General features: G+C 63.1%; 26 protein-coding genes and 1 pseudogene. 12 read left to right on the top strand and 15 right to left on the bottom strand.

The annotated features are described in order from the left end of the window. The 3 genes from ACFQ2F_RS06165 to ACFQ2F_RS06155 form a co-directional block, all read right to left on the bottom strand. Positions 1-438 carry a response regulator gene (locus ACFQ2F_RS06165; RefSeq protein WP_379087261.1) on the bottom strand — a complete coding sequence of 146 codons (438 nt, stop codon included), beginning with the start codon at positions 436-438 and terminating at the stop codon, positions 1-3. Further along, positions 435-1958 carry a sensor histidine kinase gene (locus ACFQ2F_RS06160; RefSeq protein WP_379087258.1) on the bottom strand — a complete coding sequence of 508 codons (1524 nt, stop codon included), beginning with the start codon at positions 1956-1958 and terminating at the stop codon, positions 435-437. Before ACFQ2F_RS06160 ends, ACFQ2F_RS06165 begins: the two co-directional genes overlap by 4 nt. 64 nt (positions 1959-2022) lie before the next feature. Further along, positions 2023-3246, bottom strand: a complete 1224-nt coding sequence (locus tag ACFQ2F_RS06155) for an alpha-hydroxy acid oxidase (protein WP_379087255.1) — start codon at positions 3244-3246, stop codon at positions 2023-2025. A gap of 199 nt (positions 3247-3445) precedes the next feature. Here ACFQ2F_RS06155 and ACFQ2F_RS06150 point away from each other — a divergent pair, with 199 nt between their 5' ends. The 6 genes from ACFQ2F_RS06150 (at position 3446) to ychF (ending at position 9214) form a co-directional block, all read left to right on the top strand. After that, a complete protein-coding gene (locus ACFQ2F_RS06150; RefSeq protein WP_379087252.1) occupies positions 3446-4489 on the top strand; it encodes a 2-dehydropantoate 2-reductase in 1044 nt (347 codons plus the stop codon). Positions 4490-4621: 132 nt separating this feature from the next. Beyond that, entirely contained in the window at positions 4622-5650 is a 1029-nt protein-coding gene (locus ACFQ2F_RS06145) for an ATP-binding cassette domain-containing protein (protein ID WP_379087249.1), read from the top strand. Continuing rightward, positions 5647-6450 (top strand): ABC transporter permease, encoded by an 804-nt coding sequence (locus ACFQ2F_RS06140; RefSeq protein WP_379087245.1) that lies wholly within the window; start codon positions 5647-5649, stop codon positions 6448-6450. The genes ACFQ2F_RS06145 and ACFQ2F_RS06140 overlap by 4 nt, the downstream gene beginning before the upstream one ends. A gap of 153 nt (positions 6451-6603) precedes the next feature. Continuing rightward, positions 6604-7308 carry a 50S ribosomal protein L25/general stress protein Ctc gene (locus ACFQ2F_RS06135; RefSeq protein ID WP_379090610.1) on the top strand — a complete coding sequence of 235 codons (705 nt, stop codon included), beginning with the start codon at positions 6604-6606 and terminating at the stop codon, positions 7306-7308. 44 nt (positions 7309-7352) lie between these two features. Then, entirely contained in the window at positions 7353-8063 is a 711-nt protein-coding gene (pth, locus tag ACFQ2F_RS06130) for an aminoacyl-tRNA hydrolase (RefSeq protein WP_379087242.1), read from the top strand. Positions 8064-8116: 53 nt separating this feature from the next. Beyond that, positions 8117-9214 (top strand): redox-regulated ATPase YchF, encoded by a 1098-nt coding sequence (gene ychF, locus ACFQ2F_RS06125; RefSeq protein ID WP_379087239.1) that lies wholly within the window; start codon positions 8117-8119, stop codon positions 9212-9214. A gap of 30 nt (positions 9215-9244) precedes the next feature. On the opposite strand, the gene ACFQ2F_RS06120 is transcribed toward ychF, so the two are convergent. Both ACFQ2F_RS06120 and ACFQ2F_RS06115 read right to left on the bottom strand, forming a co-directional pair. Then, positions 9245-10366 carry a methyl-accepting chemotaxis protein gene (locus tag ACFQ2F_RS06120; protein WP_379087236.1) on the bottom strand — a complete coding sequence of 374 codons (1122 nt, stop codon included), beginning with the start codon at positions 10364-10366 and terminating at the stop codon, positions 9245-9247. A 295-nt stretch (positions 10367-10661) separates the two neighbouring features. Next, entirely contained in the window at positions 10662-12713 is a 2052-nt protein-coding gene (locus tag ACFQ2F_RS06115) for a bifunctional aldolase/short-chain dehydrogenase (RefSeq protein ID WP_379087234.1), read from the bottom strand. A 159-nt stretch (positions 12714-12872) separates the two neighbouring features. Here ACFQ2F_RS06115 and ACFQ2F_RS06110 point away from each other — a divergent pair, with 159 nt between their 5' ends. Then, positions 12873-13034 (top strand): hypothetical protein, encoded by a 162-nt coding sequence (locus ACFQ2F_RS06110; protein WP_379087231.1) that lies wholly within the window; start codon positions 12873-12875, stop codon positions 13032-13034. Between the two features lie 20 nt (positions 13035-13054). Here the strand turns inward: ACFQ2F_RS06110 and ACFQ2F_RS06105 are convergent, their stop codons facing one another. From ACFQ2F_RS06105 to petA, 7 genes are all read right to left on the bottom strand, one after another. Continuing rightward, positions 13055-14356 (bottom strand): MgtC/SapB family protein, encoded by a 1302-nt coding sequence (locus ACFQ2F_RS06105; protein WP_379087228.1) that lies wholly within the window; start codon positions 14354-14356, stop codon positions 13055-13057. A gap of 15 nt (positions 14357-14371) precedes the next feature. Beyond that, on the bottom strand, positions 14372-15475 hold the full coding sequence (gene mtnA / locus ACFQ2F_RS06100; RefSeq protein ID WP_379087225.1) for an S-methyl-5-thioribose-1-phosphate isomerase: 1104 nt from the start codon (positions 15473-15475) through the stop codon (positions 14372-14374). Between the two features lie 3 nt (positions 15476-15478). Next, entirely contained in the window at positions 15479-16024 is a 546-nt protein-coding gene (locus ACFQ2F_RS06095) for an adenine phosphoribosyltransferase (protein WP_379090608.1), read from the bottom strand. Positions 16025-16144: 120 nt separating this feature from the next. Further along, positions 16145-17026, bottom strand: a complete 882-nt coding sequence (locus tag ACFQ2F_RS06090) for an S-methyl-5'-thioadenosine phosphorylase (protein ID WP_379087223.1) — start codon at positions 17024-17026, stop codon at positions 16145-16147. Between the two features lie 237 nt (positions 17027-17263). Then, positions 17264-18094 carry a cytochrome c1 gene (locus ACFQ2F_RS06085; protein ID WP_379087220.1) on the bottom strand — a complete coding sequence of 277 codons (831 nt, stop codon included), beginning with the start codon at positions 18092-18094 and terminating at the stop codon, positions 17264-17266. Positions 18095-18102: 8 nt separating this feature from the next. Further along, entirely contained in the window at positions 18103-19389 is a 1287-nt protein-coding gene (locus ACFQ2F_RS06080) for a cytochrome b (RefSeq protein ID WP_379090606.1), read from the bottom strand. Positions 19390-19400: 11 nt separating this feature from the next. Then, the gene (petA, locus tag ACFQ2F_RS06075) at positions 19401-19988 is read right to left on the bottom strand and encodes a ubiquinol-cytochrome c reductase iron-sulfur subunit (protein ID WP_379087217.1); all 588 of its coding nucleotides are present in this window, start codon (positions 19986-19988) and stop codon (positions 19401-19403) included. Between the two features lie 473 nt (positions 19989-20461). Here petA and hemF point away from each other — a divergent pair, with 473 nt between their 5' ends. Beyond that, the gene (hemF, locus tag ACFQ2F_RS06070; protein WP_379087214.1) at positions 20462-21382 is read left to right on the top strand and encodes an oxygen-dependent coproporphyrinogen oxidase; all 921 of its coding nucleotides are present in this window, start codon (positions 20462-20464) and stop codon (positions 21380-21382) included. Positions 21383-21400: 18 nt separating this feature from the next. On the opposite strand, the gene ACFQ2F_RS06065 is transcribed toward hemF, so the two are convergent. Then, positions 21401-21763 carry a helix-turn-helix domain-containing protein gene (locus ACFQ2F_RS06065; RefSeq protein WP_379087211.1) on the bottom strand — a complete coding sequence of 121 codons (363 nt, stop codon included), beginning with the start codon at positions 21761-21763 and terminating at the stop codon, positions 21401-21403. After that, positions 21760-22128, bottom strand: coding sequence for a hypothetical protein (locus ACFQ2F_RS06060; RefSeq protein WP_379087208.1), 369 nt, complete (start codon positions 22126-22128; stop codon positions 21760-21762). The genes ACFQ2F_RS06065 and ACFQ2F_RS06060 overlap by 4 nt, the downstream gene beginning before the upstream one ends. A gap of 104 nt (positions 22129-22232) precedes the next feature. Between ACFQ2F_RS06060 and ACFQ2F_RS06055 the strand changes: the two are divergent. Continuing rightward, positions 22233-22355 (top strand): annotated as a pseudogene (locus tag ACFQ2F_RS06055) (coproporphyrinogen III oxidase); the annotation flags it as partial. 6 nt (positions 22356-22361) lie between these two features. On the opposite strand, the gene ACFQ2F_RS06050 reads toward ACFQ2F_RS06055, so the two are convergent. Further along, positions 22362-22550, bottom strand: coding sequence for a hypothetical protein (locus ACFQ2F_RS06050; RefSeq protein ID WP_379087205.1), 189 nt, complete (start codon positions 22548-22550; stop codon positions 22362-22364). Positions 22551-22949: 399 nt separating this feature from the next. Between ACFQ2F_RS06050 and ACFQ2F_RS06045 the strand changes: the two genes are divergently transcribed. The 3 genes from ACFQ2F_RS06045 to ACFQ2F_RS06035 all read left to right on the top strand — a co-directional run bounded on the left by ACFQ2F_RS06045 (position 22950) and on the right by ACFQ2F_RS06035 (position 25110). Beyond that, complete coding sequence (locus tag ACFQ2F_RS06045) at positions 22950-23165, top strand: cold-shock protein (protein ID WP_069095474.1); 216 nt, start codon at positions 22950-22952, stop codon at positions 23163-23165. A gap of 217 nt (positions 23166-23382) precedes the next feature. Further along, a complete protein-coding gene (locus tag ACFQ2F_RS06040) occupies positions 23383-23805 on the top strand; it encodes a BA14K family protein (protein ID WP_379087202.1) in 423 nt (140 codons plus the stop codon). A gap of 312 nt (positions 23806-24117) precedes the next feature. Next, on the top strand, positions 24118-25110 hold the full coding sequence (locus tag ACFQ2F_RS06035) for a fatty acid desaturase family protein (protein WP_379087199.1): 993 nt from the start codon (positions 24118-24120) through the stop codon (positions 25108-25110). Positions 25111-25201 lie beyond the last annotated feature (91 nt).

The raw sequence follows: 25201 nt of genomic DNA, 5'->3' as shown, positions 1-25201 counted from the left end.
TTACTCCGCCGGAGGCACCTGGATCACTGAGAAGAAAAGACCCAATTGCCGGATGGCATTGGCAAAGCTTTCGTAGTTGACCGGCTTGGTAATATAGACGTTGCAGCCGAGGTCATAGCAGCGCTGAATCTCGACCTCATCGTCGGTCGTTGTCAGAACGATGACGGGCGAGCGCTTCACGTGCTCATTCTCTTTAATCTTCTTGAGGATGTCGATACCGCTCATATCCGGCAGGTTCAGGTCGAGCAGGACCAGATAAGCCTTGCCCTTGCTTGTCATCCCCGTGCCGTCGGCGCCGAACATGAAGTTCATGGCGTCGGAGCCGTTCTGGAACGGCAGAATCTCGTTATTCACGCCCGCCCGCCTGATATTCTTCTCTATCAGGCGACCGTGGCCCTCATCGTCCTCGATCATGATGATGGTCACAGGCTGGGTCATGCTGCCGTCCTTTCGTTCTTAGGAAGCTTCTTGGGCAGCGTCACGGTGAAGACGCTCCCTTCCCCAAAGACTGATTCGACCTTCATATCGCCGCCCATCCGGCGCACCAGGGTCCGCACATGGGCAAGGCCGATGCCCTCACCCGGCGTGTCCTGCGTGCCCGAGCGGCGAAAAAGCTCGAAGATCCGCTGGAAATCCTTCTCCTCGATGCCACGACCGTTGTCGCGCACCTCGTAAATCACCTGGAGCGGTGTTTCCCGCCCCGTGATTTCGATAACGCCGGGAACGTCCGCGCGCAAATATTTCAACGCATTGTCGATGAGGTTGGAGAAGATCTGTTCGAGCGCCAACCGGTCGCTGTAGAGGTCCGGCAGCGATCCAACCTTGAACTCCGCCTCCTTCTCGCTGGCCTGATGCGCCACGGTGCCCGTTAGGTCGTCGACCATCTCCGTCATATCGACGAATTCCGGCTTGAACGCCCGGCGGCCCTGACGGGACAGGGTCAGCACTGCGCTGATCAGCTTGTCCATCTTGCTGATGGAGTTCTTGATGAACTGAAGCGCTTCGTCGAAATCCGTGTAGAGCTCGTCCTCGGTCGCACGCTCCGAATCCTGCGCGTCCTCGGTTTCGGCCTCCGTTTCGTCGCGAATATCCTGATTTCCGCGGAGGGTCGCCATCTGCATGAAGATCTGGTCGCGCAGGGTCTCCAGCTCGCTGGTGAAGCCCATGATGTTCACCAGCGGCGATCTCAGATCGTGGCTGACGATATAGGCGAAACGCTGCACCTCCTCGTTGGCCGCGATCAAATCCCGGGACCGGTCGGCCACCAGGCTCTCCAGATTTTCGTTGGTATCGATCAGCTCCTGCTGCGCCTCGTCCCGCTCCCGGTCGGCACGGCGCAGCGCCAGCAGTGCCATCACGCCAAGCAGCAGGATGAAGACACCGCCGATTCCCATGAGCACGAACATGCCGATAGAGGACTGGCTCGCCTCCGTGCCGCGTTCCCGGTAGAGCGCCGCCTCTTCGCCCAGCATGTCACGGGCAACAGCGTTGATCCGCACCATCGCATCGCGGTTTTCGGTGCGCCGTACGATCTCGTTGGCCGCCTCAACCCGGTTCTCACGGCGAAGCTCGATCGCAGCATTGAAATCCGCCAGGCGCCGCTTGATGAGCGGGCGCAGGATCTTCAACCGCTCCAATTGAGACGCGTTGTCCGAGACCAGCTCGCTGAGCCGCGTGAGTTGCCGCTTGACCGCGTTTGCCGCCTCCGCATGGCGTGTCACGAAGGCATCGTCTTCCGTAATGAGAAAGCCGCGCTCTGCACTCTCGGCAACCCGTAGCGCCAGCAAGAGATCGCTGATCTCGCCTTCCACGGCCAGGGTGTGGGCCACCCGCTCCGCACCGCGCTGGGACTGATAGGCGAAGAGCGCCGCAAAGATGCTGATCACGACCATCAGCGCGAAGCCGATAGCGAGCAGTAGGGAGGGCGGAATGCGCCTTATCCTCGTCGATAACCTCACGGGGGTTCAGATCCTTTCGGAGATCGGTTTGGAGAGGGGCGGGATGCCCCTATAGCGTGCGGGACTACTCATAGACCAAGCCGTCAGGCAGCGCATTCACGTCCCGGGTGCCGGTGAGCGCCATCCCGACATCGAGCTCGTCGGCGAGCAATTGCAGCGCCGTGCGGACGCCCTCCTCGCCATAGGCCGCCAGACCGTAGAGATAGGACCGGCCGATGAAGCAGCCATGAGCGCCCATCCCCAGCGCCTTCAAGACGTCGAGCCCCGTACGGACACCGCCGTCGAAATAGAGCGGCATCTCGGAGCCCACCGCCTCGCGCACCGCCGGGAACGCCTTCGCAGTCGATGGCGCGCTGTCGAGCTGCCGCCCGCCGTGATTGGAGACCAGCAGCGCATCGGCACCGATATCCCGGGCGAGCCTGGCATCCTCCGGATCCAGCACGCCCTTGAAAACGAGCTGGCCGGGCCATTTCTCCCGCACCCATTCCAGGTCCGCCACGTCGAACGCGCCCTTGTAGTTACGCGCCACCCAGTCGGAGACATTGGCCAGATCGGAGGATCCGGGCGCGTATTGCGCGAGCGTGCCCAGGGTGCGACGGGGGCTGGTGAACCAGCGCCACAGCCAGCTCGGCCGCTTCGTCATGTGATAGGCGAGCTTCGGCCGCACCTTCAGAGGTACGGTAAGCCCGTTGTCGAGATCGCGGTTCCGCCGCCCCTGGATATGGGCATCCATGGTCAGCACCAGGGTCGTGCAGCCGGCCGCCCTCGCCCGCTCCAGGAGCGATGCGTTCACACCACGATCCTTGAACATGTAGAGCTGGAACATGAAGGGCGCGCTGGTCGCCGCCGCGACATCCTCCATGGAGCAGATGGAAAAGGTGCTGAGACAGTAAGGAACGCCGAAGGCTTCCGCAGCCTTGGCCGCGAGCACCTCCCCCATGGGGCGCAGCAGCCCTGCGAACCCCGCCGGTCCCAGCGCCACGGGCATGGCGGCGGGCTGGCCCAGAAAATCCGTCCGAAGCTCCCGCCGCGAGACATTCACCATCACCCGCTGGCGCAGCTTGACGTCGGCCAGGTCGCGCAGATTGGCCTGCAGCGTCACCTCGTCATAGGAGCCGCCTTCGACGAAATCGAAGATGCCTTGCGGCAGCCGCTGCTTTGCCGCTGCCCGCAACAATCCCCCATGGGGCGCGAGCGGCGCTTCAGCGGCCGTCTCCAGCGTCCGTTCGGTCTCGTCCACCGCGGCCTCGGCCGCCCCTGCATCGGTTTCGGGAGAATATACGCTCACGGGATTCTTCTACGCTTCAGATTGCTCGACTAACGTGGGAGGGTCCTCAAGATTGGGCGCGCAAACAATGTGAGGCGGCAGTGAAACCTGCAACCCCCACTTAGAGTTCGGCCCGGCAGCTAATTTTGAGGCTAACCGCTCCCTAGTCCCGTTTCCACGGGCCCCTTTCCGGGATGAAGCTACAATAGATTGCGTGCCAATGATGATTCCGTCCAATCCCCGCATCGCAATCGCCGGCGCCGGTAGCGTCGGCTGTTATATCGGCGGCAGGCTGAAAGCCGCAGGCCGGAACGTCGTCTTTCTGTCGCGCCCTGCCCTGAAGGACGCGATCAAAGCCCGCGGGCTGGCGCTTGCCGATCTCAATGGCGGCGAGAAAGACCTCGTCCTGCCGCCGGAGAACCTGGACGTGACCGACGATCCGGTCACCGCTCTAAGCACCGCAGACGTTATCTTGGTGACAGTTAAAAGCGGCGCCACTGCGGCGATTGCCGAAGCGATCGCCGCACATGCCAAGCCGGAAACCGTTGTCGTGAGCCTGCAAAACGGCGTGGACAATGTCGACGTACTGCGCCACCGCCTCGGACCCGAGCGCACCGTCGTCGCCGGCATGGTGCCCTTCAACATCGTGCAGACCCGCGATCCCGGCGCACCGGTTTCCTTCCGCCGGGCGACCAGCGGCAAGGTGATGATCGCGGAAGGCTGTCCGCGCCTGCAGGCGCTTCTCGACGTGCCAGGCGCCCCGGCCCGCGAGCAGAAGGACATGCTCGGCCTGCAATGGACCAAGCTTTTGTTGAACCTTAACAACGCCCTGAATGCCCTGGCCGGCGTGCCGCTGGCCCAGGAATTCTCAGATCGAGGCTGGCGCCGCCTTCTCGCCGCACAGATCAAGGAAGGGCTCGCCACCCTGAAAGCCGCCGGCATCCGCCCGGCGCGGTTTGAGGGCATCCATCCACGCATCGTGGCCGGCGTCCTGCCCCTGCCCGATGGGCTGTTCCGCCTGCTCGCCCGCGGCATGCTGGCCATCGACCCACGTGCCCGCTCCTCCATGTGGGACGACCTAGAAGCCGGCAAGCCGACGGAAGTCGATTTCATCCAAGGCAAGGTCATGTCCCTGGCTGAAGAGACCGGCACGGCCACCCCGGTGACCGCCAATGTCTTTCTGCATATCAAGGACGCCGAGGCTGCGGGGCGAGGGTCCCCTCGCCTCTCCCCCTTGCAGATTTCCGAATCCGACCGCGGTTGATTCGCTGCCGCGTTAGCCCTTCACCCTGCTTTCGCCGAAATCTGCTATAGGCTGCGCGCGCAATCCGGCGCGATCGTCGCCACGCACCCTGTGACGGACACATCCGTCGATCGATCTTCGAGTTTTCGTCAGATGGACCAACATTCGGGACGCAATCCTTCGCAGGAAGACGCCGCTTCTCTGGCCGCACCTGCCATCGTGGCGAAAGGGCTGGTCAAAAGCTACGGCGAGCTCCGCGCCATCGATGGGATCGATCTCAAGGTGCAGCGCGGTTCCATCTTCGCCATCCTCGGCCCTAACGGCGCCGGCAAGACGACGCTGATCCGCATGCTCGCGACGCTCGCAAAGCCAGATGGAGGCAGCGCGGCGGTCATGGGATTCGACATCGTCACCGAAGCGCAGAAGGTCCGCTCCGAGATCGCCCTGACGGGACAATTCGCGTCGCTGGATGAGGATCTGACGGGGCGCGAGAACCTGATTCTTCTGGCCCGGCTCTGGGGATTTCGCGGCGCCGATGCGCGAAAGCGGGCCGACGATTTGCTCGTAGCATTCGATCTCGCCGACGCCGCCAACAAGCAGGTGAAGGACTATTCCGGTGGCATGCGGCGGCGGCTCGATATCGCTGCCTCCCTGGTCGTCACCCCGAGCGTGCTCTTCCTAGACGAGCCCACGACTGGTCTCGATCCGAAGGCGCGGCAGGACGTCTGGCGCATGATCAGGGCGCTCGCCGCCTCCGGCGTCACCATTCTGCTCTCCACCCAGTACATGGAAGAAGCCGATCAGCTGGCGGCCCGGATCGCCGTCATCGACCACGGCCGAAAGATTGCCGAGGGCACAAACCGGGAGCTGAAGGCGCAGATCGGCACCGGCATGCTTCACGTCAGCCTTACCGATCCTCAAAAGATCGACCAGGCCTCGAAGATCCTTTCCGCGCAGCTCAGCCACCCGGTGCAGCGCAGCCCTGAAGGCGGCGATCTCACCGTCATCGCTGGTGACGCCGCGGCGGCCAACAGGGCGGTTTCTGCTCTGATCGCGGCCGGAATCGAAATCTCAGACTTCTCTTTGGGCCAGCCGAGCCTCGATACGGTGTTCTTCGCCCTCACCGGACACGCCGCCGTCAACGAGGAGACGACGGTGCCCGCGGAGGAACATGAATCATGACCGACCGCTCCCTATCCGCCATTACCGGCGTCGCCAGGCCCGCCCCCGCCTCTCCCTTTCAGAGCGCACTGGCTTTCGGCTGGCGTGCGGTCCTGAAGTTCAAACACCTGCCGGAGCAGCTCTTCGACCTGGTCGTCACCCCGATCATGTTCACCCTGCTCTTCACCTTCGTGTTCGGAGGTGCCTTGGCGGGGTCGCCCGCAGACTACCTGCAATATCTGCTCCCAGGCATTCTGGTGGAAACCGTAGCTTTTAATGCGGTCTATTCGGGCATGGGACTGTCAACGGACTTCACCAAGGGCCTGTTCGACCGTTTCCGCTCGCTGCCGATCTGGCCGCTCGCGCCATTTGCGGGGCTGATGGTCGGCGACGTGCTCCGTCATCTTATCGCGGCGAGCATCATCCTCGCGATTGGCCTCGCCATCGGCTACCGGCCGGAGGCGGGCGTGCTCGGCGTCGTTGCGGCCTTTGCTCTGCTTGTGGCCATAGGCTTTGGCATCGGATGGGTCTTCATCGTGCTTGGCCTGCTCATCCGGACCCCGACGACCGTCATGACCCTCGGTTTCGGGGTGCTGTTTCCAGTGGTCTTCGCCTCGAACATCCTGGTCGATCCGGAAACCATGCCTGGCTGGCTGCGTGACTTCGTGGCCGTGAATCCGTTCAGCTGGATGGCGACGGCCATGCGCGGGCTGATGGGCGGCGGAGCGACCGCCACGGAGATCGGCCTTGCCCTGCTGCTTCCTGCGCTGCTGACCCTGCTGCTCGCGCCGGTGACGCTTCTCATTTACGTGCGCCGCTAGGCCCGTTGCGGCTAGAGCAGGAAATGCACCAATCGCGCATTGTCAGCCGCGCCCTCTAAGGGTATAAGCGCCCCGAATTCTCGCGGCCCCCGACACGGGCGCCGCGCATAACTGGTTTGGGCCGCCATCGGCCCTTCTATCCGATTTGGAGGAATTATGGCTGAGGCACATGAACTCAAAGCCTGGGCGCGCGAACGGATTGGCACCGGCGGCGCGCGCGCCGTCCGCCGCGATGGGCGCGTGCCGGCCATCGTCTATGGCGACAAGGGCAATCCGGTCTCCGTAGCGGTCGATCACGCCGAGCTGATCAAGCAGCTCAACACGGGCCACTTCCAGAGCACCGTCTACATGCTCGATGTCGATGGCAAGAAGACCCGGGTGATCCCGCGCGACGTGCAGCGCGATCCGGTCAAGGATCTGCCGCTTCACGTGGACTTCCTGCGCGTTTCCGCCCACGCGACCATCAATCTTGACGTGCCCGTGCACTTCCTGAACGAAGAGGATTCGCCCGGACTGAAGCGCGGCGGCGTGCTTAACATCGTCCGTCACGAGATCGAGGTGCTCTGCCCCGTCGATAATATCCCGGAAGCTTTCGAGATCGACCTGACCGGTCTCGATATCGGCGACACCATCCACGTCTCCGCCATCTCCATGCCGAAGGGCGTGACGCCCACCATCGACGACCGCGACTTCACGGTTGCCACCATCGTCGCCAGCAGCGCCGAGAAGGCCGAAGAGGCTGAGGAGGCGGAGGCCGCTGAGGCCGAGGCTGCCGAAGCCGAAGAGGGCGAGGAAGGCGAAGGCGCTGAGGGTGAAGAAGGCGCCGAGGGCGAAGGCGAGGACGAGTCTAAAGAGTAGCGTCTGCGGAACCACCGCGGCGCCAAACCGCGTTCGGGTGCCTCATGAAGCTTCTCGTCGGTCTTGGCAATCCAGGGGCGCAATACGCCTTCAACCGGCACAATGTCGGCTTCATGGCTGTCGACGTGATCCATGCGTCGGAGAACTTCGCCGCCTGGCGGAAGCGCTTTCAGGGCTTCACGGCCGAAGGCCAGCTGGGCGGCGAGAAGACGCTTCTGCTGAAGCCCGAAACGTACATGAATGAATCGGGCCGCGCCGTTGGCGAAGCGGTCCGCTTCTTCAAGATCCCGGTCTCCGACGTCATCGTCTTCCACGACGAGCTCGATCTCGCGCCCGAAAAGGTGCGGGTGAAGACGGGCGGCGGCGTGGCCGGCCATAATGGGCTGAAATCCATCACCTCCCATATAGGCAATGACTATGTCCGCGTGCGCATTGGCATCGGCCATCCCGGCTCCAAGGAGCGGGTCCACGCCCATGTGATGGGGGATTTCGCCAAGGCCGATCACGCCTGGCTGGAAGACGAGCTGGCAGCCATCGCCAACGCAGCGCCTTTCCTCGCTGAAGGGGCCTACGACAAATTCCAGACCGCGGTCGCCCATTGGAAGAGCGATGCGGAGCCTGCCGAGCCGAAGGCGGCGCCCGCGCCGGAAAAGCCCGCCAAGCCGGCTGCGTCGAAACCGGCCGCGCCAAAGGCAGACGAAAAGCCCGAGACCTCTCTGGGCGCCAAGCTCAAAGCCTGGCTCGACAAAGACTGACCACACTGTTTTTCAGCTTCCGGCCGAAGCCGGGAGCCGTCACGAGGATATTCATGGGATTCAAATGCGGCATCGTCGGCTTGCCCAATGTCGGCAAATCGACCCTCTTCAACGCGCTGACCGAGACGGCGTCCGCGGCCGCCGCGAACTATCCGTTCTGCACCATCGAGCCCAATGTGGGCGAGGTGCCGGTCCCCGATCCGCGTCTGGAGAAGCTGGCGACCATCTCGAACTCCGCCAACACCATCGCCACCCGCCTCACCTTCGTGGACATCGCCGGCCTGGTGAAAGGCGCCTCCAAGGGCGAAGGTCTCGGCAACCAGTTCCTCGCCCATATCCGCGAGGTGGACGCCGTCGCCTATGTGCTGCGCTGCTTCGAAGATGACGACGTCGTCCATGTCGAGGGCAAGGTCGACCCGCTGGCCGATGCGGAGACCGTCGAGACCGAGCTGATGCTCGCCGACCTCGAAAGCCTCGAAGGCCGCATTCCCAATCTGGAGAAGAAGATCCGCGGCCAGGACAAGGAGGCCAAGAAGAGCCTGGAGCTGGTGGAACGTGCGCTGGCGCTGCTGCGCGAAGGCAAGCCCGCCCGTCTCGCCGAAGTCTCCGAAGAAGAGGCCACTGCCTTCAAGGCCCTGAACCTGCTCACCGCCAAGCCGGTGCTCTATGTCTGCAATGTCGAGGAAGGCTCAGCCAGCACCGGCAACGCCTACTCCAAGCAGGTGGAGGAGCGTGCGGCCAAGGAAGGCGCCGGCGTCGTGGTGATCTCCGCCAAGATCGAATCCGAGCTCGCCGAGCTCGATGCGGAGGAGCGCCGCGCCTATCTCGCCGAGCTGGGACTCGAGGAGCCCGGCCTCAACCGGCTGATCCGGGAAGGCTACGACCTTCTAGGCCTCATCACCTACTTCACAGCCGGGCCGAAGGAAGCTCGCGCCTGGACGATTCCCAAGGGCACCCGCGCGCCTCAGGCCGCAGGCGTCATCCACACGGATTTCGAGAAGGGCTTCATCCGCGCCGAGACCGTCGGCTACGAGGATTTCGTGGGGCTGGGCGGCGAGAACGGCGCCAAGGATGCCGGCAAGCTTCGGCTGGAAGGCAAGGAATACGTCGTCCAGGACGGCGACGTGCTGCACTTCCGCTTCGCCAATTAGGATCGGCGAAAGACTCCAGATTCCAAGTCCCTAGCTGGCCCGCTTCACAGGTTCTTCGCCCTGGGCCACCTGGCGCAGGAAGGTCTCCACGGTCTCCCGCAGAACATCCGCCTGGCGGTTGAGATCTTGCGAGACCTGCAGCACCCGCGATGCGGATTCGCTCGTCTCGTCCACCGCATGGGTCACGTTCGGCATGTGACCGGCCACCTCTTCAGTGCCCCGGGCCGCTTCGCGCACGCTGTGGGAAATCTCCGACGTCGCCGCCGATTGCTGGTGCACGGCAGAGGCGATCTCCTGGGTGTGGCTGTTCACCTCGCTCATGGAGACGACGATGCCTTCCATGGATTCCACCGCCGCCTGGGTGGAAAGCTGGATCGCGCCGATCTGCTGGCGGATGTCCTCTGTCGCCTTGGCCGTCTGATCGGCCAGGGTCTTCACCTCGTTCGCCACGACCGCAAAGCCGCGCCCGGCCTCTCCGGCCCGCGCCGCCTCGATCGTCGCGTTGAGCGCAAGCAGGTTGGTCTGAGCTGCCACGTCCTGGATCAGATTGACCACGTCGCCGATGCGCGTCGCCGCCGTGGCGAGCCCCGCCACCTTCTCGTTGGCGGCCTTCGCATTGCCGGTCACTTCGCTGACGATCTTGCTCGCAGTCGAGACCCGCGTGCCGATCTCTCCCACAGATACGGCCAGTTCTTCCGTGGTGGCCGCCACGGTTTGCACGTTCGAGGACGCCTCGCTCGATGCCGACGCCACGGCCGAGACCCGCTCGTTGCTGCCCGAGGCGAGATTGGCGAGGCTATGGGCGGTCTCATCCATCTTGTGGGCGCTGTCGGCGAACACACCGAGAATGCCGGCGATAGACCCGCGGAACTCATCGATCAGCTGCTCGGTCCGGCGCTGGGACGACAGCCGCCCCTCCCACTGAGAATCGAGCTCGTGCTGGTGCCGCTCGCTCCACGCCGTCGCATCGTTCTGGAAGTCCGATAGCTTGCGGGCAAGGTCGCCAATCGCATCGCGGCGCTCCGTGTGCGGCACCCGTCCTTCCATGTCCCATCTCGTAAAGCGGCCGATCACAGCTTCCAGGTCACGCATTCTCCGCACCAGGGACAAGCCGATCATGTAGCCCGAGCCGGCGCCGATCACGCCAGCCACAGCGGCCCCGATCAGGCCTGCACTGGGCATTCCTGGAAAAAGAGTTTGGAAGAAGGAACTGAGAACCGCGCCGCCCAAAGCTGCGAGCATTACGGTGAGAGTTAGCAGCAGACGAACCGTCATCGAAAATACACCCATCCGGTGTTCCAGCAGAAGGGCGCACGCGAAATGGGCTGATCCAACCGCCCCTTGGGCAGCCGGAACGGCCCTCGCCTGAACCCCCGTCAGGTGAGCATCGCCGATTGTAGTTAAGACTCCGTTGAAGGAGCGGCGGGACCCATCGCCGCGCGAGGTCCTACCGCAAGGCGGCCGCGATATTGCCGCCGTCGACAACCTCGATATGGCCGGTGGTGGAGCGCGCCTTGGCGAGAGTCAGGAAGGCTTGCGCGACATCGTCGGCAAGCACTTCGGAGCCCAGCAGGTTCCCGCCCATATAATCGGCTTCCGAGAGCCCCCGCGCCTTGGACCGCGTGGCGATCATTTCGTCGGTGAGAAGCCCGCTGCGGATCCGGTCGGCATTCACCCCGTTGGAGCGGATACCGTCTGCGCCGTAATCGACCGCGTATTGGCGCATCAGCATCATGGTGGCGGCCTTCGGCAGACCGTAAGGTCCAAAATTCGGCCCCGGATTCACAGCCTGCTTGGAGATGTTGAAGAGCAGCGTGCCGCCCGTCTTCTGCTTGGCCATGATGGCGACCGCCGCCTGCGCCACACGCTGATGAGCAAAGAAATTCAGCTCGAAGCTCTCCCGCAAAGTCTCCTCGGAGACCTCGCCGATCCGCCCCTGCCAGGCAGCGCCTGCATTGGAGAGCAGGATATCGACGCCGCCGAACCGCTCGCAGACTTTCGCAAATGCAGCTTTGACGTCTTCAGCGCTCGTAACGTCGCAGCCGACGCCGAACCCGCCGATCTCCCGCGCGACCGCTTCTGCGGCCTCGGCGTCGCGATCCAGCACGGCAACAGCCGCGCCGTCCCCGGCAAGCGCCTTGGCGGTCGCCTTGCCGATGGCCCCGGCCCCGCCAGTCACCACGGCGATCTGCCCCGTGAGCGGCTTGGCTACCTGACCCTTCAGCTTGGCCTGCTCCAGGCTCCAATATTCCAGCTCGAAGAGATCGCTCTCCGGCAGCGGCTCGTAGCGGCCGATTGCCTCTGCGCGGGTGATCACATGAACGCTGTTCTGGGCCAGATCCGCCGCCTGGCCTGCCGCCTTCGCCGTGGCGCCGACGCCGAACAGGCCGAGCCCCGGCACGAGGATCACCCGGGGACTGGAATCGAGCTTCGTCTTGGTATGGCCGACCCGCGCATTCTCGCGCTCGAAATAAGCGTCATAGGCCTTTGCAAATTCGGCCACCGCCGCGTCCACCTTCTCGGCGAAACCGTCGAGATCGCCCGCCTCGGGTGCGGGCACGATCAGCGGCGTGTTCTTGGTGCGGATGATGTGGTCCGGCGTCACCACCCCGCGCTGGCTGTAGGAGGACAGCTCCTCGCCGTTCACGTAGTCGAGGATCTCGTCGCTGGTCCGGAATTCGAGGATGAAGCGCTTGGGCTCTTCGCCGCGTCCGCCTTTGATCGCGCAAGCGCCCCGCAGGACCGGCGCGATGTCGGATGCCTCCGCCAACCGCTCCGGCAACGCACGGGGCTGGAACACCGTCGGGCGGCCCTGGCGCAGCCGGCTCTCGGCCAGACTGACCATCTCGATCATCCGCTCGTAGGCCTCTTGGGCCGTCTCGCCGAAGGTAAAGATGCCGTGCTTGTGCAGGATGAGCCCTTCCACGTCGGGCTTTGCGTCGAACACATCCGCCGCCGCCTTGGCGAGCCCGAACCCCGGCGCGATGTAAGGAACGATCCCCATCCGCCCGTCATAGATCTCTTCCGCGAGAGCTTCGCCGTCCGGCTGATCGACGATGGCGAGCACGGCCGCCGAATGAGTGTGGTCGACGAATTTGTGGGGCAGGAAGGCATGCAGCAGCGTCTCGACCGACGGGTTCGGCGCAGACGCATTCAAGAGATTGAGGCGCTGGACGTTGACCATGGCCTCGTCGGAGAGCGACCCCCGCGCCCGCATCTGGCGCAAGGGCTCAAGCTTCACCGCCGGCAGGCCCCAGGGCTCGATATCCGCCATATCGGCGCCGGACCCTTTCACGCAGAGAACCTCATGCTCCTGGCCGAGATCGTCCGTGGCGCGCGTCTTCACCGAGGTGTTGCCGCCGCCATGCAGCACAAGCTCCGGGTCCCGGCCCAGAAGCCTCGTCGTATAGACCCTGAGCGCGATGTCCTCGCCCACACCCTCGCGCCCATAGGCGTTGACCACCTCTTGCGCGTCGCTGTCGTTCCACTGGCTTTCCATAGCGCGATTTCTTGCAGAGTTCCCCTTAGGCGGCAAGCGCCAGCCGGAGCCGGCGAGTTGGGAGAACACCACCATCCGGCCATTCCAAATTGCCTGCAACCAAGCTAGGCTCCGACTCGTTTGAAGCGGGGCATCTGAAGGCAACAAAGGCGACGAACCATGCCGATCATTCTGATTCTTCTTCTCGCAATCATGGTTGCGACATTCGGATTCTGGGGGACGATCAAAGGCATCCTCGGCGCCATCGGCGTCGTGATCCTCATGGTCTTTCTGGTGATCCTCTTCTTCAGCATTCTCGGCGCCTGGCTCCTGAAGCGCTAGAAAGCCCCTCGCGAGACCACCTAGACCGGCGCGAAGAACGCCACCCCGAGGCCGATCACCGTGAGCGTACCGGCCGCGATGAGGATCGGCCGGCCAAGGCCGAAACCCGCGATCCCGACCACGAGCGCCGCCTTCACGAAGGTATTGCTCAGCGCGCCGATCACGATGGCGATCACGGCCGTACGTATGGCGCCGTCGCTCTTGGCGTACTCGGCCATGGACAGGGTAATGGCATCCACATTGGTGAGACCTGCCAGCGCAGCCACCGCATAGATCCCCTGCTGCGGAAACTCCTGCTGCACGATCTTCACCGCCAGCAGCACCACGGCGAAGATCATCGCGAACTTAGCCGCCGACCAGAGACTAAATGGGTTCTCCAGCTCGACGTCTCGCGCTGCGCGCTCGTCTTTCTTCCCCCCTTGGGTCTGCCAATAGAAGTATCCGGCGAATCCGGCCGCCGCGATTCCCATGGCCACAATGGGCGGCAGCAGCGGCACGAGGAGGTCTCGGTTGACCACCGCGATCTCCACCAGGATGCGGCCGAACATGACCACCCAGGAGAGCAGGATTCCGCAGGCGAGCAGCGTCGTCAGCTTCGGATACTCAACCCCTTCCTTGGCGAAGGAGAAGGTGACGGCGGTAGACGAGACCAGACCGCCGGTGATGCCGGTGAGCGGAATGCCCCGGCCTGCCCCCAGCAGCCGGGTGGCCACATAGCCCACCAGCGAAAGCCCTGCGATCAGGATCACCAGCAGCCAGAGCATGTAGGGGTTGAGCGCGCCCCACGGATCGACCGTACGGTTGGGGAGAAGCGGCAGCGCGATGAAGGTGGCAATCAAGAGCCGCAGGCCGGCGAACACATCGTCCCAGCCGAGCTTTGCCACGAAGCCGTGCAGCGGCCGTTTATAGGCGAGCACCGTCGCCGTGACGATGCCGAGCGCAATGGCGAGTTCCCGGTAGCCGAGCATCACCATGGCGCCCAGCATGAAGACGATGAGCGTGGCGATCTCGGTGGTCAGGCCCGTATCATCGGAAGCCTTCGCGGTGACGTAGTAGCCGACCAGCACGAACGCGCCCACCAGCAGCAGCCCCGCCGGCAGCAGGAACGGCATGTCGCGCTCCACCGCCAGCCAGCCAGCCGCCGCCCCCAGCATGGAGAACAGGGTGAAGGTGCGAAGCCCTGCGATCAGGTCGGTGTCTTCGTCGGCCGCGCCCTTGCGCTTCTCGCGCTCTAGCCCGACCAGCGCACCCAGCAGGATCGCGATACCGAAATTGATTGCGGCTTCCAGAAGCTCCGGCCGTTCCATCCCTTCGCCGGGCATAGGCTCCTCCCGCGGCTACGCGGCGTCCTTCTTCATGCGCTCGGGATAAAGCCGGATCAGCCCGTCCGGCGTGGCCGGCGCCACGCCCCGGTCCGTGATGAAGCCTGTGACCATCTTCCGTGGCGTCACGTCGAAGGCGAAATTCGCAGCCTCGGTTCCTTCGGGCGCGATCTCCACGGTGGCGACCGTTCCGTCCGGCAGCTTCCCGGTGACGAACTTCACCTCCTCACCGCCGCGCTCCTCGATGGGAATGTCGGCCCCGCTCTGAAGCTCCCAGTCGATGGTCGAGCTCGGCAGAGCCACGAAGAACGGCACGTCGTTGTCCGTCGCCGCCAGCGCCTTGAGATAGGTGCCGATCTTGTTGGCCACGTCGCCGCCCGCCGTGGTCCGGTCCGTGCCGACGATGCACAGATCGATCTTCCCGCGCTGCATCAGATGACCGCCGACATTGTCCGCGATCAGGGTATGGGGCACACCATGTGCCCCAAGCTCGTAGGCGGTAAGATAGGCGCCCTGATTGCGCGGCCGCGTCTCGTCCACCCAGACATGGACTGGGATGCCCTCGTCATGGGCCATGTAGACCGGTGCCAGCGCCGTGCCCCAATCGACGGTGGCGAGCCAGCCCGCATTGCAATGGGTCAGGATCTCCACCGGCTCGCCCTTTTTGCGCGCCGCATGGGCCCTGATAAGCCCTAGCCCGTGCTCACCGATCTTCCGGCAGGTCTCCACATCCTCGTCGCAGATTTCCTTGGCCTTGGCGTAGGCCGCCTCGACGCGGCTGTCTCGCGGCTGGTTGCGCACCGCATCCTTCATCTGATCCAGCGCCCATTTCAGGTTCACCGCCGTGGGCCTGGTCGCGTTGAGGATCTCGGCTGCGTCGTCCAGCCAGTTGTCCGACGGGTCCTCCCGCAAGCCCAGCGCCAGCCCATAGGCCGCCGTCGCGCCGATCAGGGGCGCGCCACGCACCTGCATGGTCTTGATGGCCCGCGCCGCATCTTCGAGGCTCTTCAGCTCCACGATCTCGAAGGCGAAGGGCAGCTTGGTCTGATCGATGATGGAGACCGACCAGCCGTCGTCATTGAGCCAGATGGTGCGATAGGGCTTCCCGTCGATATTCATCGCTCAGTCTCCTTCGAACCCGATCAGCGTATGGCATTTGACGCCCAGGCTGGCGAGGCGCGCGCAACCGCCGAGATCCGGCAGGTCGATCACGAAGGCCGCCCCGACCAGATTGGCATCCAGCTTCCGGAGCAACTTGGCGGCCGCTTCCGCCGTTCCGCCCGTGGCGATCAGATCGTCGATCAGCAGCACGCGTTCGCCGGCGGCGATCGCATCTTGATGGATCTCGATGACGTCGATTCCGTATTCCAGCTCGTAATCCTGACCGATCGCCGTATAGGGCAGCTTCCCCTTCTTGCGGATCGGGATGAAGCCGCAATTGAGCTTCTCCGCCACCGCACCACCCAAGATGAAGCCGCGCGCCTCGATCCCCGCCACAGCCTGGATATTGGCGTCGCGATAAGGCTCCACGAGGCGCTCCACGGCGCTGCGCAAGCCCGCCGCATCGCCGATCAGGGTGGTGATGTCCCGGAACATGATGCCGGGCTTGGGATAATCCGGAATGGTCCGGACGAGGCTCTTCAGATCGACATCAACGTCGGCAGCGATGGACACGGAGCGTTCTCTCCTCACTCAGGCGGGCGAAGTAACAAGCGTTGGTTGTCCTAGGAAAAGCGTCGCGAGCCCATCCGTCAATTGCGGATCGCGGCTCTTGATCGACACGAAAGCCTATCCGGTCTGATTGAGCACGCGCCCGGCGACCGCATCGAGCTTCTTCAGAAGCTCAGGATCGCGGGCTTCCGGCGCAGTGATGATCGCCGTATCCAGCGCCCTGTCCGAGCCGATGGGACATTCCTCGTGCTCCCGCGGAAAATCCTTTGCCAGCCGGCTCACCAGCCGCGCGGCGTTCTCCGCGTTCTCCGTCAGCACCTTGATGATGTCCTGCACCGTGACCGCATCGTGGTCCGGATGCCAGCAATCGAAATCCGTTACCATGGCGACGGTCGCGTAGCAGATCTCCGCTTCCCGGGCGAGCTTGGCCTCGGGCATATTGGTCATGCCAATCACCGAATAGCCGAGCTCTTTGTAGGTCAGGCTTTCGGCGAGCGTGGAGAATTGCGGCCCCTCCATGCAGACATAGGTGCCGTCGCGCACCACCTCGATGTCCTCGGCGCGCGCGGCTTCCGCCAGATGGATGCGCAGGCGCGGGCTGACCGGATGGGCCATGGAGACATGGGCCACGCAACCCTTGCCGAAGAAGGACGACGGCCGGTTGTAGGTCCGGTCGACGAACTGGTCGACGAGCACGAAGGTGCCGGGCGGCAGCTCCTCCTTGTAGGAGCCACAGGCCGAAAGCGAGATGAGGTCCGTCACCCCTGCCCGCTTGAGACAATCGATATTGGCGCGATAGTTGATGTCCGACGGCGACAGGCGGTGCCCCTTGTCGTGGCGGGAGAGGAACACGATCGGCAGCCCTGCGATATCGCCGATCCGGAGCGCGGCGGACGGCTCGCCCCACGGGCTTTCGATCCGCTCCTCGCGCACATTCTCCAGCCCCGGCAGGTCGTAGATCCCCGACCCGCCGATAATCCCCAGCACCGCTTTTGTCATGAATGGTCCCTGCCGCTTCGTGTCCTTGTTGGAGGTACACTAGCGAGGCTTGGACTGGCTGGCGAGAGGATGGAAAGGACAGCGGGCGCCAACGCGCAAAAACACCGAGCCACGTCATCCTGAGGCGCACGCCGAAGGCGTGCCTCGAAGGAGGCGTGGCGCCGGCATGCTTCGAGGCAAGCTTGCGCGGTCACCTCAGCATGACGGCGCAAAAATGTGGCTCTGGAGAAGCCGGCCCTAAGCCTCGGTCGGCGGGTGGTCCTTGTTCACACGCTTCCAGACCGCCTTCTTCGCCAGGAACATGATGATGGCGAAGACGAACAGGAAGATGATCACCCGGTGGCCGAGCAGGTGCCTCTGCTCAAGCTTCGGTTCCGCTGCCCACATCAGGAAGGCAGACACGTCCTTGGCGTAGTTGTCGACCGTCTGCTCGGTATCGTCCGTATAGGGAATGACCCCGTCGGCCAGCGGCGGCGGCATGGCGATCTGATGGCCCGGGAAGGCCGTGTTGTAGTGCATGCCAGTGGACATCTCCATGTCCTCCGGCTTCTCGCCATAGCCGGTCAGCAGCGAATAGAGATAATCGGCCCCGCCTTCGCGCGCCTTGGCCATCACCGAGAGGTCCGGCGGGTAGGCGCCGCCATTGGCCGCGCGGGCCGCTTCCTCGTTTGCGAACGGCGCCGGGAACCGGTCCGAGGGACGCCCCTCGCGCTTGAACATCTCGCCCTTGTCGTTCGGCCCATCGGTGACCTGAGCGCTTTCAGCCAGCGCCTTGACGGCCGCTTCGGAAAACTCGGGACCGCCAGGCTCGCCCAGATTGCGGAACGAGACGAGATCCATGGAATGGCAGTTGGCGCAGACCGTCTTGTAGACCTGATAGCCCCGCTGAAGCTGCGGCTGGTTGTACATGCCGAACGGGCCGGAGAACGACCAATCGACATGCTTCAGCTCCACCTCCTCTTCGGCCGCCAGGCTGGGCGCAACGGCAGCGCCGAGCGCCATGAGCCCCGCAACACCGGCGATCGCACCGAGCGAAACCGCCCGCCAGATGCGCTTATCGTTCTCCATCACGCGCCTCATTTGACCACCTCCGGACGGGCTCCAGGACTTGCGGTCCGATCGGGCGGCGATTTTCGGCCGAGCACGGATTCAGTGATGCTTCCGGGCCGCGGACGCGGCGTCTCGAAGATGCCGAGCAGCGGCATGATCACCAGGAAGAAGCCGAAATAGTAGACGGTGCCGAGCTGCGACAGGATCAGATAGATGCCTTCGGGCATCTGCGCGCCGAGATAGCCCAGCATCAGACAGTCGAGCACGAACAGCCAGAAGAACCAGCGATAGACCGGGCGATAGCTCGTCGAGCGCACCTTGGAACGGTCCAGCCACGGCACGAAGAACAGGATGGCGATGGCGCCGAACAGGGCGATCACGCCGAGTAGCTTGTTCGGGATGGCGCGCAGGATAGCGTAGAACGGCAGGAAGTACCATTCGGGCACGATATGCGGCGGGGTCTGCAGCGGGTCGGCCGGGATGTAGTTATCCGGGTGTCCCAGCCAGTTCGGCGCATAGAAGACCAGGGTGAAGAACACCAGCAAGAAGACCACCAGCGCGAACCCATCCTTGATCGTGTAGTAGGGATGGAACGGCACCGTGTCGCCGCGGGTCTTCACGTCGATACCGGTCGGGTTGTTGTTCCCCGGCATGTGCAGCGCCCAGATATGCAGCATCACCACGCCGGCGATGACGAAGGGCAGAAGATAGTGCAGCGCGAACAGACGCGTGAGCGTCGGGCCGCCGACCGAGTAGCCGCCCCAGATCCACTGCACCAGCGACGTACCGAGCCCCGGCACCACCATGTCGATGGACGAGAACAGGTTGGTGATCACGGTCACCGCCCAGAAGCTCATCTGACCCCAGGGTAGCGAATAGCCCATGAAGGCCGTGGCGATCATCAGAAGCAGGATCAGCACGCCCAGCATCCAGAGCACTTCGCGGGGGCTCTTGTAGGAGCCGTAATAGAGACCGCGGAAGGTATGGATATAGACGGCGACGAAGAACATGGAGGCGCCGACCGCATGGGTGTAGCGGAGGAACCAGCCCCAGTTCACGTCGCGCATGATGAACTCGACGCTGTTGAACGCCTCGGTCGGCGAAGCGACGTAGTGCATCGCCAGCACGATGCCGGTGACGATCTGGATCGCCAGGCAGACGACCAGGATGCCGCCGAAAGTCCACCAGTAGTTCAGATTACGCGGTGTCGGATAGTCGACGAACTGGCCGTGCATCATCCGCGCGACCGGCAGGCGCTCGTCGAACCAAGCGCCAACCTTCGTCTTCGGCTCGTATGTCGAAGCGTGCCCCATATCGCCCACGGCTAGCCTATTTTGATATTGGTGTCGGAGGTGAACTCGTAGGGCGGGATCCAAAGATTCTCAGGCGCAGGGCCTTTGCGGATCCGTCCCGCCGTATCGTATTGCGAGCCGTGGCAGGGGCAGAACCACCCGCCATACTCGCCCTTGTTGTCGCCGGGCGCCTGGCCCTTGGGGATGCAGCCCAGATGGGTGCAGATCCCGATCATGATCAGCCAGGGCTCCTTGCCCTCCGCCGTACGGTTGGCGTCCGTGGCCGGCGCACCCTCGTCGATGTTGGGGTTACGCGCCTCCGGATCCGGAAGCTCGCTGAGCGGCACCTCTTTGGCCTCCTCGATCTCCTTCTCCGTCCGGTGACGGATGAAGATCGGCTTGCCGCGCCACATCACCGTGATCGCCTGACCCTCTTCGACCGGCGCGAGATCGACCTCGATGCTGGCGAGCGCTTCCGCCGAGGCATCCGGGTTCATCTGGTCGACCAGCGGCCACAGCGCTGCTGCGCCGCCCACGGCCGCAAATGAGCCCGCGGTGATGAGGATCACGTCGCGGCGGGAAACGTCGTCGTCGTTATCGTCGGTGATCGAATCTGACATGGCGCCTTAGGAACAAGCCCCGATGAAGTTTGGCAGGATAGCGTGAGCTTTGGTCATGCGGGCAGGAAAAAGCGGTTCGGCCCCGCAAAACATCGAGGAACCGACGCGAGACCGGCAATCGCGGGCATAGCAAGAATCGATTGCCGAGCCCGTGAGGCTCCGACACTCGTATCGCTCGCGATCCGTCACGTAAGCTCCCCAATTCAGTCCCGGGAGCGGCGCGGAATAAGGCATTAACCGCTTAAGCCCTGTGCACCGAGCATCCCGTCACCCCGTGCGTCAGCCGCTGGGGCGTCTCATCTCGCCCTGTTTCTTGCATCGCTCCCTTGCCGTTGTCCACCTTCACGAAACGGTCAAATTGGCGCATCTCGCCGCACCCCAAACGAGGTATAGGCTGGCAGAAAACAAATGCTGCACGCACCAATTGGCAAGCGTGCCGCGGACCCAGCAGAAGTCAGACGGGAGGATGGCTTATGAATGAGCAACATAGCGTCGATGCACCTGCTCCGCCGGCGGAGCTGGAGGTGCGGAAATTGCGGGCCAGCGAGTGGTTCGGCAAGCTTCGGGATTCGGCCTGCGCCGCCCTCGAGGCCATCGAGGCCGAGGCCGACGGCATGCCTAGAACGGACGGGAAAGAGCCCGGCACCTTCACCCGCAAAATCTGGACCCGGGAGAATCACGACGGCGCCGATGGCGGTGGCGGGGTGATGTCCACCATGTCGGGCCGCATCTTCGAGAAGATCGGCCTGCACACCTCAACCGTCCACGGCACCTTCTCGCCGGAATTTGCACAACACGTGCCCGGCGCCGACGAAGACCCGCGCTTCTGGGCCTCCGGCGTCTCCTTCATCGCCCACCCGATGAACCCCAACGTCCCCACCGCCCACATGAACACCCGCATGGTGGTGACCACGAAGGGCTGGTTCGGCGGCGGCGGCGACCTCACGCCCGTACTCGACAGGCGCCGCAACCAGGAAGACCAGGATTCCAAGGATTTCCACGCCGCCATGCGCGCCGCCTGCGAAGGCTCCGCCTCCGGCGACTATCCGCGCTTCAAGGAATGGTGCGACGAGTACTTCTACCTGCCCCACCGCAGCGAACCCCGGGGCATCGGCGGCATCTTCTACGACTATCTCGATACCGGCGACTGGGAGGAGGATTTCGCCTTCACGAAAAGTGTGGGCAAGGCCTTCTACGACATCTACGCCGACATCGTCCGCCGCAACATGGATAAGCCCTGGGAAGAGGCCGACCGGGAGGAGCAGCTCGTCCGCCGCGGCCGCTACGTGGAGTTCAACCTCCTCTACGACCGGGGCACCATCTTCGGCCTGAAGACCGGCGGCAACGTGGAGTCGATCCTCTCCTCGCTGCCACCGCTCGTGATGTGGCCTTAACAGACAACGCCCCTGAGGCTAACCGCGGCAGCGAGTAGGTTCTTCGCCCCGTTGCTTCCCTTCGCACTTAGGTCTCAATTCAACACTTAATTCGAACCCGCATGCTTCGGCGATACGATAAAGGGTTGAGAGCTTTAGCTCGCCTTGGAAAGGGTCAGCTTCCATCTTCGAAATCCTAGACTGACTAACTCCCACTCGCGCGGCCAACTCATTCTGAGTCAAATTCGCATGCTTCCTTGCTTCCAACACCAATCCCGCACAAACCAAGTTCGCGAACTCCTCCGAGTGCGCGATTTGATAGAGGGGATTCTTTGTTAGGAGGTCCCTCGTAAGTGTCGAGTCTTCCGTAGGGACGCGAGGAAATTTGAGAACTGTGGTCATGGATTCCTCCTTTTCTTAACTACCTTATTCCCCGCATCCATTGAGGCCCCGACCTCATTCCCCTCAATTTCATCTTCCGCAAGATTTTCAACACAGATTTCCGTAGCTGCGACGATATCCTCTCTAACGGAGAGCTTTACGTAATAAGAAATGTTCCTGGGCCGGAGCTCATAAACCCCAGCCGAATTCTTAACTTTGAACAGAATTCCAAGCTCCATAAGCCGCGAGATCGCGTCGTCAAACTGCGACATGTAGCTTAAGTGCGAGTCGATGACAGCCATCGCCTTAAGACCAACTGTGCTGGCCGCCGCATAGCGCAGCCACTGACTTTCAAACTTAGGACATCGCCGAACGGCTCTTTTCATTTGCCCCTCCCGATTGGGGGTTATCATCAGCCCGCCTAATATGACCTTTCTATCATATCTCGATTTTGAGTCAAGCGCGCGCCGCTCATCGAAAAGGAGGCCGTCGCCGCGGCCGCTACGTGGAGTTCAACCTCCTCTACGACCGGGGCACCATCTTCGGCCTGAAGACCGGCGGCAATGTAGAGTCGATCCTCTCGTCCCTGCCACCGCTGGTGAGGTGGCCATAAAGCCCCCTACCCGCGCACGCCCGCATACATCACCGGGAGATCCTCCGGCAGAGACGGCTGGACGGCGAGGAGCTTGGCGCTTGCGGCCCGGAGAAGCGAAGCCCCGAGGTCCGGATAGTTCAGGAGAAGAGCGCCCGCGATCAGCAGCAATCCAAGGGCGATGCTCCCCGCGATCCATGCTCTCCCCCGTCCCATGATGCCCTCCGTCCTGCGGCGCGGCCTGCGTCATGTGCAGGCCTGGGCAGAGGTCTAGGCGGGGGCGCCTGAACCCAATCTGAGACAGTTGTTAATCTCTTGTTTAGATTTGTGGCTGGGAGCGCGGGAGTATGGGCGTTAACCACCCGCTAACCGTGCCATCTTTGGGCCACGATATTGCCGCTTGCCAACCTGTCGCACCTAGAGCAAAGTCTTGCGTACCGGGCGCCCACGGTGACGTAACGACCATTTGGGCGCGGACTTGGACGACGGCAAAGTGACTATCGGCCTAACCAAAAGAGCACGACCCTTTCCCGACATTTCAAGACGCCGACGATTCCGCTTTTGCGGAGTCGAAGGGCCCGTTTGTGCAAACTTCAGCGGGAAAGGACTCCCATCATGACTCGTGTCAATGGCACCGTGAAATTCTTCAATCATTCTCGCGGCTTCGGCTTCATCGCCCCGGAAGACGGCGGCAAGGACGTGTTCGTGCACGCCTCCGCTCTGGAGCGCTCCGGCATTCCGCCGCTGAACGAAGGCGACAAGGTCTCCTTCGAGATCGAGGACGACCGCCGCGGCCGCGGCAAGCAGGCTGCCAATCTGCAGCTCGGCTAAAGCCGGCCAATCATTCGGAATTTTCCGATAAGCCGCCGGGTGCGACACGTGCCCGGCGGTTTTTTTATGCGCCGGCGGCGGCACCTGCCTTCGTTAATCGGCGGTTCAGCTAAGGGGCGCTATTTTGCCTTAAACCACCATTAATCAATCGTGGCTGCACCCCCTTTTGGAGATTCGGCGCTCCCCCCAACCACCGCGCCGAAAGAGGATTTGAGCGATGAAGAAACTGAGCGCAGTTTTGGCCGCCGCCCTGATCGGCATTACGGCGGTTTCCTATTCCGTCCCGGCAGCCGCCGGCGACCGCTATCACGGGTATAACCGCGGCGACCGGGCGTATGATCGCGGCTATAACCGCGGCTACCGCCAGGGCAAGTACAACCACAAGGATGACCACGGCGATGCTCTCGCCGCCGGCATCATCGGCCTTGGCGTGGGCGCCATGATCGGCAGCGCGGCCGCGTCTCCGCCGCCTCCGCCTCCCCCGGCCTATTCCTACTACGGCCCGGCTGAGTATTCTTACGGCGGGCCGCCGGCCTGGTCGCCTGACTGGTATGCCTACTGCTCCAGCAAGTACCGGAGCTTCAACCCGAGGACCGGCTATTTCATGGGTTATGACGGTCGCGCCCATTTCTGCTACTAAGGTGCTAAACCTTACCGATCGTTAGAGTTTTGGGGCTCGCCGGTTCGCCCGGCGGGCCCTTTTCGCGTCAGCGAGGGACTTTGTTGACCCCGCATTTACTCCTGGGACATTTCGCTTCGCCCCCAAGAGCATTTGAAACTTGCGCGAACGCGGGCAGTTTCGCAGAATTATTGGAGAAAAGAGTCGTGATACCAGCGTGATCCCTTCGCGCAGGGACATGCAGGGTCGCAGCGGCATCGCCAACAGACGGATCAACCGTCGAACAGGACGCTAAGTCCGATGCCGAAAATATGGAGGACAGGGGACTCAAAAATGGGCACCAACGTGAATTATGTCGATGGCATCCCGCGGGGCGAGGAAGCGCCGCGCGATCGGGCCGATCCTCAGACGGAGCGCGAAGCGCTGAGGCTCATCAAGCCGTATCAGGGCATGGTCGCCTGGCCGACCGTCGCTCTTGCCTTCGGTATTCTCGTCTCATTCCTAACGGTGGTGACCCTCGGCACCATGGGCATCATCCCGCTCTGGCTGGGGCTGATCTTCAACACTTTCATCCTCTACGCGGATCAGACCCCGCTGCACGAGGCCTGCCACGGCAATATCGCCGGCAAGGATTCGCGCATGGTGTGGGTGAACCATCTGGTCGGCTATGTCTGCGGCACGATCCTGTTGCACGAGTACAAGTCGTTCCGGCACATGCATCTGGCCCATCACCGGGAGACCAACAATCCGGACCTGGATCCGGACCACTGGGTGGACGTGAAGGGCTTTTGGAACGTGCTGTTCCGCTGCCTGACCATCGTCCCCTGGTACCATCACTATTTCTGGAAATACATCGCCTTCAAGCCGCATATCCCGGGCATGCGGCCGCTCGCCATCCACATCATGGTGATGCATGCGATCTACTACGGCTCGATCATCGCATTCTGCTATTTCGGCTACTGGCGCGAGGTCTTCATGCTGTGGGTGATCCCCCACATTCTGGCGTCGGCGCTGATCATCTATTTCTTCGCCTACATCCCGCATCAGCCCCATGTGGCGAAGGAGCGGTACCGCGACACCAACATCTTCCTCTTCAAAGGCCGGCTGAAGGAGCCGTTCCTGAACTGGCTCTACTTCTTCCAGAACTTCCATCTGATCCATCACCTCTTCCCGCGGATTCCGTTCTACCGCTACAAGGAGGCGTTCAAGGATCTGCGGCCGGTTCTGGAGAAGGAGAAGGCGCGCATCCGTGAATTCGGCGACGATTATCATACCGATGCCATCGGCGAGATCGGCGACGAGCCGACCGCCCATCAGTCGAGCTAGACGTCGATCGAGAGTGATCGAAGAGTTGTGAAAAAGGGCGCCCCAGGGGCGCCCTTTTTGTTGCGAGAACCGCAGGCCCGTAACCCCTGCC

It is taken from the genome of Methyloligella solikamskensis (assembly GCF_042676065.1).
Taxonomy (GTDB): domain Bacteria; phylum Pseudomonadota; class Alphaproteobacteria; order Rhizobiales; family Methyloligellaceae; genus Methyloligella; species Methyloligella solikamskensis.
Note: the sequence above shows the minus strand (reverse complement) of the source record. Positions and strands in the feature narration are given on the sequence as shown.

Bases quoted from the DNA above. Each gene is read 5' to 3' on its own strand.
- ACFQ2F_RS06080 (WP_379090606.1), bottom strand. From the start codon at position 19,389: ATGGGGCACGCTTCGACATACGAGCCGAAGACGAAGGTTGGCGCTTGG.
- ACFQ2F_RS06105 (WP_379087228.1), bottom strand. From the start codon at position 14,356: ATGCCCGGCGAAGGGATGGAACGGCCGGAGCTTCTGGAAGCCGCAATC.
- hemF (WP_379087214.1), top strand. From the start codon at position 20,462: ATGAATGAGCAACATAGCGTCGATGCACCTGCTCCGCCGGCGGAGCTG.
- ychF (WP_379087239.1), top strand. From the start codon at position 8,117: ATGGGATTCAAATGCGGCATCGTCGGCTTGCCCAATGTCGGCAAATCG.
- pth (WP_379087242.1), top strand. From the start codon at position 7,353: ATGAAGCTTCTCGTCGGTCTTGGCAATCCAGGGGCGCAATACGCCTTC.
- ACFQ2F_RS06035 (WP_379087199.1), top strand. From the start codon at position 24,118: ATGGGCACCAACGTGAATTATGTCGATGGCATCCCGCGGGGCGAGGAA.
- ACFQ2F_RS06145 (WP_379087249.1), top strand. From the start codon at position 4,622: ATGGACCAACATTCGGGACGCAATCCTTCGCAGGAAGACGCCGCTTCT.
- ACFQ2F_RS06110 (WP_379087231.1), top strand. From the start codon at position 12,873: ATGCCGATCATTCTGATTCTTCTTCTCGCAATCATGGTTGCGACATTC.
- ACFQ2F_RS06090 (WP_379087223.1), bottom strand. From the start codon at position 17,026: ATGACAAAAGCGGTGCTGGGGATTATCGGCGGGTCGGGGATCTACGAC.
- ACFQ2F_RS06040 (WP_379087202.1), top strand. From the start codon at position 23,383: ATGAAGAAACTGAGCGCAGTTTTGGCCGCCGCCCTGATCGGCATTACG.
- petA (WP_379087217.1), bottom strand. From the start codon at position 19,988: ATGTCAGATTCGATCACCGACGATAACGACGACGACGTTTCCCGCCGC.
- ACFQ2F_RS06065 (WP_379087211.1), bottom strand. From the start codon at position 21,763: ATGACCACAGTTCTCAAATTTCCTCGCGTCCCTACGGAAGACTCGACA.
- ACFQ2F_RS06150 (WP_379087252.1), top strand. From the start codon at position 3,446: ATGATGATTCCGTCCAATCCCCGCATCGCAATCGCCGGCGCCGGTAGC.
- mtnA (WP_379087225.1), bottom strand. From the start codon at position 15,475: ATGAATATCGACGGGAAGCCCTATCGCACCATCTGGCTCAATGACGAC.
- ACFQ2F_RS06060 (WP_379087208.1), bottom strand. From the start codon at position 22,128: ATGAAAAGAGCCGTTCGGCGATGTCCTAAGTTTGAAAGTCAGTGGCTG.
- ACFQ2F_RS06140 (WP_379087245.1), top strand. From the start codon at position 5,647: ATGACCGACCGCTCCCTATCCGCCATTACCGGCGTCGCCAGGCCCGCC.
- ACFQ2F_RS06050 (WP_379087205.1), bottom strand. From the start codon at position 22,550: ATGGGACGGGGGAGAGCATGGATCGCGGGGAGCATCGCCCTTGGATTG.
- ACFQ2F_RS06045 (WP_069095474.1), top strand. From the start codon at position 22,950: ATGACTCGTGTCAATGGCACCGTGAAATTCTTCAATCATTCTCGCGGC.
- ACFQ2F_RS06085 (WP_379087220.1), bottom strand. From the start codon at position 18,094: ATGGAGAACGATAAGCGCATCTGGCGGGCGGTTTCGCTCGGTGCGATC.
- ACFQ2F_RS06115 (WP_379087234.1), bottom strand. From the start codon at position 12,713: ATGGAAAGCCAGTGGAACGACAGCGACGCGCAAGAGGTGGTCAACGCC.
- ACFQ2F_RS06165 (WP_379087261.1), bottom strand. From the start codon at position 438: ATGACCCAGCCTGTGACCATCATCATGATCGAGGACGATGAGGGCCAC.